Consider the following 12456-nt stretch of genomic DNA (forward strand, 5'->3'; position numbering starts at 1 on the left):
CCGTGTGCTCAGGCCCGTCCGGTGCCGCCCGGCGGGGTGTCGCCGCCGCGCCGGATGCGGGTGGCCAGCCAGAGGTCGAACCGGTCGTCGGGGTCGTCGAGCCGGCGTCCCGTCAGGTCCATCGCCTTGTCGAGCCGGTTGCGTACGGTGTGCCGGTGGACGCCGAGGCGGCGGCTGGTGGCGTCCCACGCGCCGCCGGTTTCCAGCCAGGCCGCGAGCGTGGTCAGCAACTCCTCGCCGTGGGCGTCGAGATCGAGCGGGCCGAGTACGGAATCGGCGTAGCCGTGCAGCGCGTGGCGGTCGCCGAGGCCCAGCAGTAGCCGGCTGGCCGCGCTCTGCCGGGCTTCCTCCGGCACTCCGCTGGCCCGGCTGACGCCGAGCAGTCCCGCTGCCTGCCGCAGGGAGACGCGTACCGTTTCCGGCGGGGTGAGCGGGCCGATGCCCGCGGGGCAGTGCGGCGCGAAGCGGCCGAGTACGTCCCGGACGTCCAGGTTCGCGCCGACCACGGCCTCGACGCGGCCGCTCTCCGCGACGCGCACCAGGCCGCCGGGCACGGCCAGGGCCAGGTCGGCGGCGATGTCGTGGGGGCCGGTGTGCGCGAGTCCGGCCGGGGGTTCGACCGCGACGCCGCGTACCCGGTCGTCGTGCAGGCCCGCGGTGGCCAGGATGTCGTGGGCCCGTCCCGCCGGGCCTTCCTCGTCGGCCAGCAGCTCCGCGAGCAGCGCGGATCTGCGGCGCCGTTCCGGTTCGTCCATCAGGTGGCGGCGTTCCAGCTCCAGAGAGAGCAGCGAGACCAGGCCGGGGACCACGGCGCGCGCTGCCGCGTCCGGGCTGCCGGTGAGCAGCAGCAGGCCGCGCAGCCGCCGGGCGCCGAGCGGCTGTACCTCCACCTGGTGGCCGGCAGCCGTGCTGGACGCGCTGCCGCGCAGTCCGCGCGCGGCGACCCGGTCGACGAGGTCGTGCGCTTCGGCCAGCGGTGGCGTGTGGGGGCCGCTGCCCGTGGCGAGCAGCCGCCCGAGCGGGTCCAGCACCGCGGCGCCGACGCCGGTGGCGGCGGTCCACTCCTCCAGCATCGGTTGCAGCCCGCTGTCCGTCGCCGCCGCGGTCAGCCGCCGCTGTGTCGCGAACGCCCGGTGCAGTACCGCGCGCTGCTCGTCGGCGCGCGCGTCGAACACGGCCTTGGTGACGGCGATGAACGGCACTTCGTCGGGGACGGTGAGCAGCGGCAGGCCGGCTTCGCGCGCGGCGTCGACCAGCGGCGCGGGGGCCTGCTGGTACGGGAGGCCGGTGCCCAGGCCGAGCGCGAGGCAGGCCGCCCCGCCTTCGGTGACGTCGCGGACGTACGCCCGGCAGGCCGCGGGTTCCATCGGCAGGACCAGGCCGATCGTCATCAGCAGTTCGCCGCCCTGCAGCCACTTTCCCGGGTGCAGCAGGTCGGAGACGGTCGCGGCCTCGACGGGGCGGTCCAGCAGCGTGGCGGGGACGTCGTAGGTCACCGACAGGTTCAGCTCGGGGCGGGCGAGGAGGTCGGCGATACGCAGCGGCATGGACACAGTGTCCATCAGGGGAGGGCAGAGTAGACGATCGGGCTAGGAGGGTGGCTCCTCCGTTTGGGTGAGGGCGGACTCCGGTACCCGCTGAGAGAGGACGCATCACATCCCATTTGGCATGTTTTTGCCCGCTTCCGATCGGGGAGTCGAAAAGAAGACCACAGAGGGAACACCTCTTCGTACGCAAGACGAACGCAAAGGATGAACGGCATGCAGGTGGCGTTTCTCGTAGCACCCGAAGGCATCGAGCAGGTCGAGCTGACCGAACCGTGGCAGGCGGTGATCGACGCGGGCGGCACCCCGAAGCTGGTCTCCACCGAGTCCGGCCGCGTCCAGGCGTACCACCACCTGGACAAGGCGGACACCTTCCCCGTCGACCAGACCGTGGACCAGGCGCAGGTCGGCGACTTCGACGGGCTGGTGCTGCCCGGCGGCGTCGCCAACCCGGACGCGCTGCGGCTGAACGAGAAGGCCGTGGCGTTCGCCCGCGGCTTCTTCGACGCCGGCAAGCCGGTGGCGGCGATCTGCCACGCGCCGTGGACGCTGATCGAGGCCGACGTGGTCCGTGACCGTACGCTCACGTCCTGGCCGAGCCTGCAGACGGACATCAGGAACGCCGGCGGCACCTGGGTGGACGAGCAGGTCAAGGTCTGCACCGGCGGCCCGAACAAGCTGATCACCAGCCGTAAGCCGGACGACCTCAAGGCGTTCTGCGAGACCTTCGTCGCGGAGTTCAAGCGCTGATCCCCCGTACGGGGACGCGGGTCACCCCTCTTCCGACAGCACCACGGCCGACTCGGGCGGCAGTCTCAGGACGCCGTCCGGGCCGGCCGTGACGGTGTCCGGGGCGTCCGGCCACGCGGCGAGCACCCGCGCCCGCCCGCCGGCCCCCGGCACCTCGGCCGTGCCCTCCCCGGCCAGGTGCACCACCACCCGCACCGGCCCGCGCCGCAGGCACAGCCAGCGGGCCTCCTCGTCGTACGTGACCTGGGTGAGCGTCAGGTCAGGGTCGGTGAGCGGCGGGTGGGCGGCGCGTAGCGTGAGCAGCGTCCGGTACCACGACAGCAGTTCGGCGTGCGGTGCACGCTCCCTCTCGGACCAGTCCAGGCAGGAGCGCTCACGGGTCGCCGGGTCCTGCGGGTCGGGGATGTCCGCCGCCCGCCAGCCGTGCTCGGCGAACTCGCGGCGGCGCCCGGTGCGTACCGCCTCGGCCAGCTCCGGGTCCGTGTGGTCGGTGAAGAACTGCCAGGGCGTACGGGCCCCCCACTCCTCTCCCATGAACAGCATCGGCGTGAACGGCGAGCACAGCGACAGCGCCGCGCCGCAGGCGACCAGGCCGGGGGAGAGGCCGGCGGCCGCCCGGTCGCCGAGCGCCCGGTTGCCGATCTGGTCGTGTGTCTGCGCGTAGGCCAGCAGGCGGTGGGCGGCGGTGGCACGCCGGTCCAGAGGGCTGCCGTGCCTGCGGCCGCGGAAGCTGGAATACGTACCGTCGTGGAAGAAGCCGCCGGTCAGCGTCTTGGCGAGGGCGGCGAGCGGCGCGCGCGCGAAGTCGGCGTAGTAGCCCTGTGACTCGCCGGTCAGCGCGGTGTGCAGGCTGTGGTGGAAGTCGTCGTTCCACTGGGCGTGCACGCCATGACCGCCGCCCGCGCGCGGGGCGAGGGTGCGCGGGTCGTTGAGGTCGGATTCGGCGATGAGGAACAGCGGGCGGCGCAGGTGTGTGGCGAGTGCATCGACGGCGCCGGACAAGTCGGCCAGGAAATGGCGGGCCCGCGTGTCGATCAGAGCGTGTACGGCGTCGAGGCGCAGACCGTCGATCCGGTAGTCGCGCAGCCAGGCGAGCGCACTCTCGATGAAGTACGCGCGGACCTCGTCCGACCCCGGCGCGTCGAGGTTGACCGCCGCGCCCCACGGCGTGTGATGGGTGTCGGTGAAGTACGGCCCGAACGCGGGCAGGTGGTTGCCGGACGGCCCCAGGTGGTTGTGCACGACGTCGAGGACGACGCCCAAGCCGTGGCCGTGGGCGGCGTCGACGAGGCGCTTGAGCCCGTCAGGGCCGCCGTACGGCTCGTGTACGGCCCAGGGCGCCACGCCCTCGTACCCCCAGCCGTGCGTCCCGGGGAACGGGCACACGGGCATCAGGGCGAGGTGGGTGACACCCAGGCCGGCGAGGTGCGGCAGGTGCTCGACGGCGGCGTCGAACGTACCGGCGCCGGTGAACGTGCCCGTATGCAGCTCGTACAGGACCGCGCCCGGCAGGGGACGGCCGGGCCAGTCGTGCCGCCAGGCGAACCGGGCGTGCTCGACGACCGCGCTCGGCCCGTCCGGCCCTTCGGGCTGACGCGCCGAGCGCGGATCGGGCAGGAGCGGGCCGTCGTCGAGACGGAAGCCGTAGCGGTCCCCGTCGCGGGCCGGCGCCTCGGCCCGCCACCAGCCCTCACGGGCCGGGTCGCGTTCCATGGGGACGTGCTCGGCGGGGACCCGCCCCGTGCGGACGTACCCCGTCGCCGCGGCGTGCCCCGTCGTGAGGGCGAGATCCTGATCCTCGGGGTCCTCGGCTTCCCGGCCGCGGGGCGTCACGAAATGCAGCGCGACCCGTCCGGCGTTCGGTGCCCACACTTCGAACAGCACGGCTGTCCTCCCTAGTCCGCCAGGCGGACGAAGAAGGCCCCGCCCGCTCTCACGCGCTCTCAGACGAAGGATGCACGCTCCTGCGTCAACGGGTAGCCCGCCTTGGCGAAAGCCGCCGCCATGGGGGCGTTCGACTGGTCCGTTTCGGCGACGATCCGGTCGGCTCCTCCGGCGGCCGGCTGCCGGCTCTGGCCGGAACACCAGCCGCCCCGGCTGCTCCGGAAGGCCGCACCCGGGCGCCCACGCGCAGCGGTACCGCTCGACGGGCGGCCCCGGGGCCGCCCCCGCTGGACACCGGCTCGTGGGCACCGGACAATCACCGGCATGACATCGCTGGAGTTCCCGGCCCGACCGGCGCGCCCGTCGGAAGCCGACCGGGAACGTGCCTTGGAGCTGCTGCGCGAAGGCGCGGCGCAAGGCCGGCTGTCCCAGGACACCTTCCTGCGGCGGCTGGAGCTGGTGCTCACCGCCCGTCAGCACGCCGAACTCGCCGCGGCCACCGCCGACCTGGCCTCCAGGGGCCGTGTCGAGGGCGCCGTTCTGAGCGCGGTGGGCAAGGTGTCGCAGTTCAACATCATGGTCCGCAGGGCGTGGCGCAGGGAGCGGCTGCCGAAGCTGCTGCTTCCCGCGCCGGGACCGTTCCCGCTGCTCATAGGGCGCGCGCCCGGCGTCGGCCTGCGCCTGAACCACGACACCGTCTCGCGCTCCCACGCCGAACTGCGCAGCGCCGACGCCGGCTGGCTCCTGCGCGACCTCGGCTCCACGAACGGCACGTGTGTGAACGGGCGCCGGGTCGTGGGCGAAGTGCTGGTGCGCCCCGGCGACCACGTCGCTTTCGGCCGTGTCGACTACGTGCTCACCGAGCGCTGACGGCCGGGCCGACCCGATCCCGTACGGGCCCGCCCCTCCGCCCTCGATCCTCCGCGCCCTCAACCCTCGGCGACCAGCAGCGCCACCGGATACTGCTGCAACAGCTCCCGCAGGCACACCACGGGCCCCGGCACTTCACGGCCGGTGAGCAGGTCGCGCCACCGGTCGTGGCCCGGGAGGGACAGTTCCGTGTCGCGCCAGCCGCCGTCCTCGGACAGGCGCAGCGAGAGCCGGGTGGCCACCGTCACGACCCGGCCGGCGCGCGTGAAGGCCAGGCAGTGCCCGGCGGCCGTGCCGTCGGCGTGCAGCGGGGTGTAGGTGCCGTGGGCGCCGAACCACCGCGGGTGGGCCCGCCGCAGCCGCAGGGCCGTGGCCGTCAGGAACATCTTCTCCCCCGACAGGTCCTGCGGCCCCGTCCCGTCGTCCAGTTCGGTCAGCAGCGCGGCACGCAGCCGGGGCGGGCGGCGGTTGTCGGGGTCGACCAGGGCGGTGTACTCCGTCTCGGTGCCCTGATACAGGTCGGGCACGCCGGGCATCGTCAGGTGGAGCAGCGCCGCGCTCAGCACGTTGGCGCGGACGTACGGCGCCAGTTCGGCGGCCAGTTCGGTGAGCGACGAGGCGGCGGGCCCGCACGGTCCGGCGCGCAGGAAGTCGCCGACCGCCTCCTCGTACCCGGCGTCCTGGTCCGTCCAGGAGGTGTGCAGCCCTGCCTCGCGCACGGCCTTGAGCACCGACGGGATCAGCCGCTCCGCCGACGGTTTGCCGAGGCCGAAGGCGGTCTGCCAGGCCACCCAGGCGAGCTGCTGGTCCGGCGGCTGCGGCCCTTCGCCGCCGGCCGGGCCGGCGGAGACCCGGCGCAGCAGTTCCCGCCACCGGTCGGGGCATTCGGTCAGTACGGCGATGCGCGCCCGGACGTCGGCGCTGCGCTTGGTGTCGTGGGTGGAGAGCACCGTCGAGGTCAGCGGCCAGTCCCGCTGGATGCGGGCGCAGTACGCGTGAAAGGTGTCCACGCCCACGGTGGGCGCTCCGGGGTCGGAGCCCACCTCGCAGGCCGACAGCAGGGGCACGTAGCGGTAGAAGGCGGTGTCCTCCACGGACTTGGCGCGCAGCGCGGAGGAGGTCTGGGCGAAGCGCGCGCAGAAGTCCACGCAGTCCGGGCCGTCCCCGAGCAGGCCGAGCGCCAGGTCGCGCACCAGGTCGACGGCGAGGGCCTCCTCCGGCGCGCGGAAGACCGTACGCGCCCGTGCGGCGGCCTCGGCCAGCATCGCCGCGTCCTGCTCGCCGCGCCGGGGGTCCCGCGCTCCGGCGCCGTCGGTGGCGTACGGCCGGTAGACGGGCAGTCTGACCAGCAGTTCGCGGATGGCGGTGCGCAGCGCCCAGGGGGCGTGGTCGCCCTGGTGCGACGCCTGGTCGCTGATCCGTCCCGCGGTGCGCGCCAGCCGCTCGACCTCCGCGGCGAGGTCGTGGGTGACGACCTCGTACGCGGCGCGGCGTACCGTTTCCTCCCAGTCGCCGCCGGTGTCCGCCAGCGGGGCGACGAAGTCGCGGTAGACGGTGAAGAGACGGCCGGTGCCGAGCGGGCAGACGAACAGGCCGTCGAGGTGCCGCAGCGCGTCGTAGCCGGTGGTGCCCGCGCACTTCCAGCCGTGCGGCAGGCGCTCGCGGCCGGTGAGGATCTTCTCGACCACGGTCCAGCGCCCGCCGGTGGCGGCGTGCAGCCGGGCGAGGTAGTCGCCGGGGGCGGCCAGGCCGTCCGGGTGGTCGATGCGCAGCCCGTCGACGACGCCCTCGCGCAGCAGCCGCAGGATGGTCCGGTGCGTCGCGTCGAACACCTCGGGGTCCTCGACGCGCACGCCGATCAGCTCCGAGATGGTGAAGAACCGCCGGTAGTTGATCTCGCTGCGGGCCAGCCGCCACCAGGCGAGGCGGTACCACTGCGCGTCCAGCAGGCGGGGCAGCGGCAGCCGTTCGGTGCCGGGCCTGACGGGGAAGACGTGGTCGTGGTAGCGCAGGACGTCACCGTCGGCCCGTATGTCGCGCAGTTCGTCGCCGAGCCGCCCGCCCAGCACCGGCAGCAGCACCCGGCCGCCGTGCCCGCCGTCCCAGTCGATGTCGAACCAGCGGGCGTACGGCGACGCGGGGCCGTCCCGCAGCACCGCCCACAGCGGCGCGTTCAGCGACTCGGGCGCGGGTACGGCCATGTGGTTGGGCACGAGGTCCACCACCAGCCGCAGCCCGTGCGCCGCGGCCGTGGCGGCCAGTGCCCGCAAACCCTCCTCGCCGCCCAGTTCGGCCCGTACCGCCGAGTGGTCCACCACGTCGTAGCCGTGCGTGGAGCCGGGCGCGGCTTCGAGGACGGGGGAGAGGTGGAGGTGTGAGACGCCCAGCGCGGCAAGGTACGGCACGGCCTTCTCGGCGGCGGCGAAGGGCAGGTCCGGCTGGAGCTGGAGCCGGTACGTGGCGGTGGGGGGCGCACTGGAATCGGCCGTCATGGGAACACACGTACCCGCCGGACGGCTCGTTGTGTCACCCGAACCGGGACGCCTCGGGCCCGGGTCACCGCAATGGCGGACCCCGCCGTCCCGCCCGTGGCGTACCCGGTACGGGCGCGCGGGCCGCGGGCACCGCCGTACGCGCACGGTCCCCGCGGCCCGCAGCCGCCGAAGTCGCCGCTAAGCCGGCCGCTGGAGCACCAGCATGCTCCGCCCCGACAGGGTCAGGCGGTCGCCGGCCTGGGCCTTTATGCCGCCGCCTTCCGCCACGGCCTCCGGCGCCGCGGTGTCCACGACCGCCTGCCACTGGCGGCCGTGGTCGACGGGCACGGTGAACTCCCGCTCGTCCGCGTGCGCGTTGAACATCAGCAGGAACGAGTCGTCGGTGATCCGTTCGCCGCGCGGCCCCGGTTCGGAGATCGCGCTGCCGTTGAGGAAGACGGTCAGCGACTTGGCGTGCGCCGCCTGCCAGTCCCGCTGCCGCATCTCCTCGCCCTCCGCGGTGAACCAGGCGATGTCGGACAGCTCGTCGTGGGTGCCTTCCATGGGCCGGCCGTGGAAGAAGCGCCGCCGCCGGAAGACCGGGTGGTCGCGCCGCAGCCACACCATTTGCCGGACGAAGGCGAGCAGCTCCCGGTCCTCTTCCCGGACGGCTGCCGTGGCCGGGTCCTCCTCCTCGGCGGCCCGATCCGGGTCGGCCCCCTCTCTCTTGTCCGTCTCGGCCGTGCCCGGCCAGCGCACCCAGGCCAGTTCGTTGTCCTGGCAGTACGCGTTGTTGTTGCCGCGCTGGGTGCGGCCGAACTCGTCACCGTGGCTGAGCATCGGCACGCCCTGCGACAGCATCAGCGTGGCGATGAAGTTGCGCATCTGGCGGGCTCGCAGCTCCCGTACGGCGGGGTCGTCCGTGGGGCCTTCGGCGCCGCAGTTCCAGGACCGGTTGAAGCTCTCGCCGTCCTGGTTGTCCTCGCCGTTGGCGTCGTTGTGCTTGTTGTCGTAGCTGACCAGGTCGCGCAGGGTGAAGCCGTCGTGGCAGGTGACGAAGTTGACGGAGGCGAGCGGGCGCCGGCCGTCGCCCTGGTAGAGGTCGGAGGAGCCGGTCAGCCGGGAGCCGAATTCGGCCAGGGTGCGCGGTTCGCCGCGCCACAGGTCCCGTACGGTGTCCCGGAACTTCCCGTTCCACTCGGTCCACAGCGGCGGGAAGTTCCCCACCTGGTAGCCGCCCTCGCCCACGTCCCACGGCTCGGCGATCAGCTTCACCTGGCTGACCACCGGGTCCTGCTGTACGAGGTCGAAGAACGAGGACAGCCGGTCCACCTCGTGGAACTGCCGGGCCAGCGTCGCCGCCAGGTCGAAGCGGAACCCGTCCACCCGCATTTCCGTCACCCAGTAGCGCAGCGAGTCCATGATGAGCTGGAGGACGTGCGGGCTGCGCATCAGCAGTGAGTTGCCGGTGCCGGTGGTGTCCATGTAGTAGCGCGGGTCGTCGGCGACCAGCCGGTAGTAGGAGGCGTTGTCCAGGCCGCGGAAGGACAGTGTCGGGCCGAGGTGGTTGCCCTCCGCGGTGTGGTTGTAGACGACGTCGAGGATGACCTCGATGCCCGCCTCGTGCAGGGCCCGCACCGCCGACTTGAACTCCAGCACCTGCTGCCCGCGGTCGCCCCAGGAGGCGTACGCGTTGTGCGGGGCGAAGAAGCCGATCGTGTTGTAGCCCCAGTAGTTCGCCAGCCCCGCGTCCACCAGCCGGTGGTCGTGCACGAACTGGTGGACCGGCATCAGCTCCAGGGCCGTGACCCCCAGCTCGGTCAGGTGCTCGATGACCGCGGGGTGCGCGAGCGCCGCGTAGCTGCCGCGCAGGTCGTCCGGCAGGTCGGGGTGGAGCATCGTCAGGCCCTTGACGTGCGCCTCGTAGAGCACCGTCTCGTGGTAGTCGGTGCGCGGCGGGCGGTCGTCGCCCCAGTCGAAGTACGGGTTGATGACGACCGACGTCATCGTGTGCGGCGCCGAGTCGAGGTCGTTGCGGCTGTCCGGCTTGCCGAAGTGGTAGCCGTACACCGCCTCGTCCCAGTCGATGCTGCCGCTGACCGCCTTCGCGTACGGGTCCAGCAGCAGCTTGGCGGAGTTGTGGCGGTCACCGCGCTCCGGTTCGTACGGGCCGTGCACCCGGAAGCCGTACCGCTGCCCCGGCATGATCCCGGGGAGGTAGGCGTGCCGCACGAACGCGTCGGTCTCCCGCAGTTCGACGGCGGTCTCCGAGCCGTCGTCGTGCAGCAGTGACAGCTCTATGCGCTCCGCCGTCTCGGAGTACACCGCGAAGTTGGTGCCCGCACCGTCGTACGTGGCACCCAGGGGATACATCTGTCCCGGCCAGACCTGCATGCGTCGACTCTTCCACTTCCTCGATGGGCGCCGCGGCGCCTGGATGCCTCACGTCGGTCGTGTGTCGCTGTGTTCGTTGGCGGTATGCGGTGGGTTGGTTCGGTGTCTCAACCTGCCCTGTTCGGCTGGTTTTTCGCGTGATCCGGGCTGAAAGGCGGCCAACCCGCGACGAAGTCGGATCGTCGTACAGGACGACCGATATGTGCTGAGCACCATGAGGCAGCAGGGGGGAACAGTGCGCAAGATGATGCACCGCCACCTGGGCAAGGTGGTGGCGGGCGCGGCCGTGGCCCTGGCGGGTACCGCCGTGATGGCCGCGGTGGCCCTGCCGGGGGACGCGGGAGCGGCCGGCGGGGGGAGCCGGGCCGCCGCGTCCGAGGGGCAGCAGCCGCCAGCGGGCCAGGGGCAGCAGGCGCGCCCCGGGGCCGTCGAACGCCCGCCCGCCGAGGGAAGCAGGGGAGTCGGCCGCGACCCGCTCACGGACGACGAGTTCCGGCGGGCACAGGAGCTGGCGGCGCCCCGTACGCTCCGCGGCGCGACCGAGAACGTCAAGGGCGGGGCCGGCCCGGAGCGGCTGACCACCGACCTGGCCGAGCTGGGTCCCGACGAGACCGGCAGCGCCGATCCGCCGCGCCGGGCCGACGTCTCCTTCTACGACTACCGGGCCGACGCGTACGTGACCAAGACCGTCAACCTGACCACGGGAAAGGTGGAGAAGACGAACACCCAGCACGGCGTGCAGCCGCCGCCCAACCGCACCGAGAGCGAGACGGCGGCCGGCCTGCTGATCGCCGCGCCCGAGGGCGAGGGCCTCAGGAAGGACTACGAACACGCCACCGGCAAGAAGCTGACCGGCCCGGAGCAGCTGGCCGTGGCCGGCTTCGTCTACCGGGGAGCCGCCGAGGGGCCGGCACCCGAGGGGCTGCGCGAGTGCGGGCAGCACCGCTGCGTCCGGCTCTTCACCAAGGTGAAGAACGGCCAGTGGATCGACACCCGGCGTTTCGTGGTCGACCTGAGTGCCCGCACGGTCGGCCGGCTGGACTGAGCCGGCCGCGGCCGGCCCCGCGGTGGCGTGCGAGCACGCCGCCGTCACGTACCCCGCAGCTTCCGTATCACTGCCGTACAGGAGCGTTCCCATGCACGCAAGACCCTTCCGCCGTGCCCGCGTCGATCACGACCGTGCCCGTACCCGTGTCCCTGTCCCTACCCACCGTGCCCGCCTCCGGCGCGCCGCACTGGTCGCCGCGCCGCTGCTGCTCGGTACGGCGGCACTGACGACCGGGCCCTCCGCCGCCCAGGCCGCGCCGGCGGCCCCCGCGGCGCCCGCTCCCACCGCCGCAGGATGCAGTACCCCGTACAGCATCACGCAGACCCTCGAAGGCGGCACCACTTGGCGCATGTGCTGGCATTACGAGGCGAACGCCGGGCTGGTCCTGGACAACGTCTCCTACCAGCCGAAGGGCGAGCCCCGGCCGATCCAGGTGCTGACCAGCGCCAAACTCGCGCAGATCCACGTCCCGTACGACGACGGCGGCATCGAGTACGACGACCTGACGGGGCAGGGCTTCGCCCAGGGCCTCCAGACGCTCGACCCGGGCGAGTGTCCCGGCGGCACCATCAAATCGGTCAAGGTGCCGGGCGCCTGGGACCCGGCCCACGCGGACGTCAACGGGCTGTGCGTCACCACGCGCGCCCGCGGCCACGCCTACCGCCTGGGGTACTACCCGGGCGAGGCCGGCACGACCTACCAGGCCCAGGGCAAGGACCTGCTCGTCTACACGGTCAACAAGACCGGCTGGTACGAGTACGTCGTCGAGTGGCGCTTCTCCGGCGACGGCACGATGAACATGCAGGTCGGCGCCACCGGCACGCTCTCGCCCAGCGACTACGACGCGGGTGACGGCCGCGGCTGGCCGATCGGCAAGGGCGCCAAGGACTACGCCACCAGCCACAGCCACAACGTCTTCTGGCGCCTGAACTTCGGCCTGGACGGCTCCTCCGCCAACCGGGTCGAGCAGTTCGACTCGACGATCACCCCGCAGAGCGACGGGAAAACGCCCAAGACCAAGACGGTCCGTACGCCGGTGACCAAGGAGCTGGCGGGCGACGCCGGGCCGATGCGGTGGTGGCGGGTGGTCAGCAACGTCGGCAAGAACAAGGACGGTCATCCCCGGTCGTACGAGATCGTTCCCGGTCACACCACCAAGTACACCGGACGCGCCTACGCCAAGCACGACGTGTACTTCACCGAGTACAACAAGTGCGAGCAGTTCGCCAGCCACAACCTCGCGGACTGCGGGGCCGGGGCCGGGCGAAGTGTGGAGAAGTGGGTCAACGGGCAGCCGCTCCGTCACCCCGTCGCCTGGGTCAACATCGGCTTCCACCACATCGCCAGGGACGAGGACCAGGAGCCCATGCCGGTCCACTGGCAGGGCTTCCAGCTCTCCCCGCGCGACGTCACCGCTATGAATCCGCTCACTCCGCCCGCGCTTTCCGGGCACAACGGTCACGTCGAATAAGGGGAGTTGGCGAAGGACTCG

General features: G+C 72.7%; 8 protein-coding genes. 4 read left to right on the forward strand and 4 right to left on the reverse strand.

Annotated elements, in window-relative coordinates:
- Positions 1–8 precede the first annotated feature (8 nt).
- On the reverse strand, positions 9–1547 hold the full coding sequence (locus tag ACH4OW_RS29715) for a PucR family transcriptional regulator (RefSeq protein ID WP_398030961.1): 1539 nt from the start codon (positions 1545–1547) through the stop codon (positions 9–11).
- A gap of 213 nt (positions 1548–1760) precedes the next feature.
- Between ACH4OW_RS29715 and ACH4OW_RS29720 the strand changes: the two genes are divergently transcribed.
- Entirely contained in the window at positions 1761–2294 is a 534-nt protein-coding gene (locus ACH4OW_RS29720) for a type 1 glutamine amidotransferase domain-containing protein (RefSeq protein WP_360131509.1), read from the forward strand.
- 21 nt (positions 2295–2315) lie between these two features.
- Here the strand turns inward: ACH4OW_RS29720 and treZ are convergent, their stop codons facing one another.
- Positions 2316–4178: a malto-oligosyltrehalose trehalohydrolase gene (gene treZ, locus ACH4OW_RS29725; RefSeq protein ID WP_398030835.1), complete on the reverse strand. Its 1863-nt coding sequence runs from the start codon at positions 4176–4178 to the stop codon at positions 2316–2318.
- Between the two features lie 324 nt (positions 4179–4502).
- Between treZ and ACH4OW_RS29730 the strand changes: the two genes are divergently transcribed.
- A complete protein-coding gene (locus tag ACH4OW_RS29730; RefSeq protein ID WP_360131514.1) occupies positions 4503–5048 on the forward strand; it encodes a DUF1707 and FHA domain-containing protein in 546 nt (181 codons plus the stop codon).
- 59 nt (positions 5049–5107) lie between these two features.
- On the opposite strand, the gene treY is transcribed toward ACH4OW_RS29730, so the two are convergent.
- Positions 5108–7540: a malto-oligosyltrehalose synthase gene (treY, locus tag ACH4OW_RS29735; protein WP_398030838.1), complete on the reverse strand. Its 2433-nt coding sequence runs from the start codon at positions 7538–7540 to the stop codon at positions 5108–5110.
- A 180-nt stretch (positions 7541–7720) separates the two neighbouring features.
- Positions 7721–9916, reverse strand: coding sequence for a glycogen debranching protein GlgX (glgX, locus tag ACH4OW_RS29740; RefSeq protein ID WP_398030839.1), 2196 nt, complete (start codon positions 9914–9916; stop codon positions 7721–7723).
- A 214-nt stretch (positions 9917–10130) separates the two neighbouring features.
- On the opposite strand from glgX, the gene ACH4OW_RS29745 reads away from it, so the two are divergent.
- Together ACH4OW_RS29745 and ACH4OW_RS29750 are read left to right on the forward strand one after the other, a co-directional pair.
- Positions 10131–10961 (forward strand): Tat pathway signal sequence domain protein, encoded by an 831-nt coding sequence (locus ACH4OW_RS29745; RefSeq protein ID WP_398030841.1) that lies wholly within the window; start codon positions 10131–10133, stop codon positions 10959–10961.
- A 352-nt stretch (positions 10962–11313) separates the two neighbouring features.
- Positions 11314–12435 (forward strand): copper amine oxidase, encoded by a 1122-nt coding sequence (locus ACH4OW_RS29750; protein ID WP_398030963.1) that lies wholly within the window; start codon positions 11314–11316, stop codon positions 12433–12435.
- Positions 12436–12456 lie beyond the last annotated feature (21 nt).

It is taken from the genome of Streptomyces sp. NPDC017056 (genome assembly GCF_044332485.1).
Classification (GTDB): domain Bacteria; phylum Actinomycetota; class Actinomycetes; order Streptomycetales; family Streptomycetaceae; genus Streptomyces.

Coding starts and splice junctions, on each gene's coding strand:
- ACH4OW_RS29715 (WP_398030961.1), bottom strand. CDS start 1,547: ATGCCGCTGCGTATCGCCGACCTCCTCGCCCGCCCCGAGCTGAACCTG.
- ACH4OW_RS29720 (WP_360131509.1), top strand. CDS start 1,761: ATGCAGGTGGCGTTTCTCGTAGCACCCGAAGGCATCGAGCAGGTCGAG.
- ACH4OW_RS29730 (WP_360131514.1), top strand. CDS start 4,503: ATGACATCGCTGGAGTTCCCGGCCCGACCGGCGCGCCCGTCGGAAGCC.
- treY (WP_398030838.1), bottom strand. CDS start 7,540: ATGACGGCCGATTCCAGTGCGCCCCCCACCGCCACGTACCGGCTCCAG.
- glgX (WP_398030839.1), bottom strand. CDS start 9,916: ATGCAGGTCTGGCCGGGACAGATGTATCCCCTGGGTGCCACGTACGAC.
- ACH4OW_RS29745 (WP_398030841.1), top strand. CDS start 10,131: ATGAGGCAGCAGGGGGGAACAGTGCGCAAGATGATGCACCGCCACCTG.
- ACH4OW_RS29750 (WP_398030963.1), top strand. CDS start 11,314: ATGTGCTGGCATTACGAGGCGAACGCCGGGCTGGTCCTGGACAACGTC.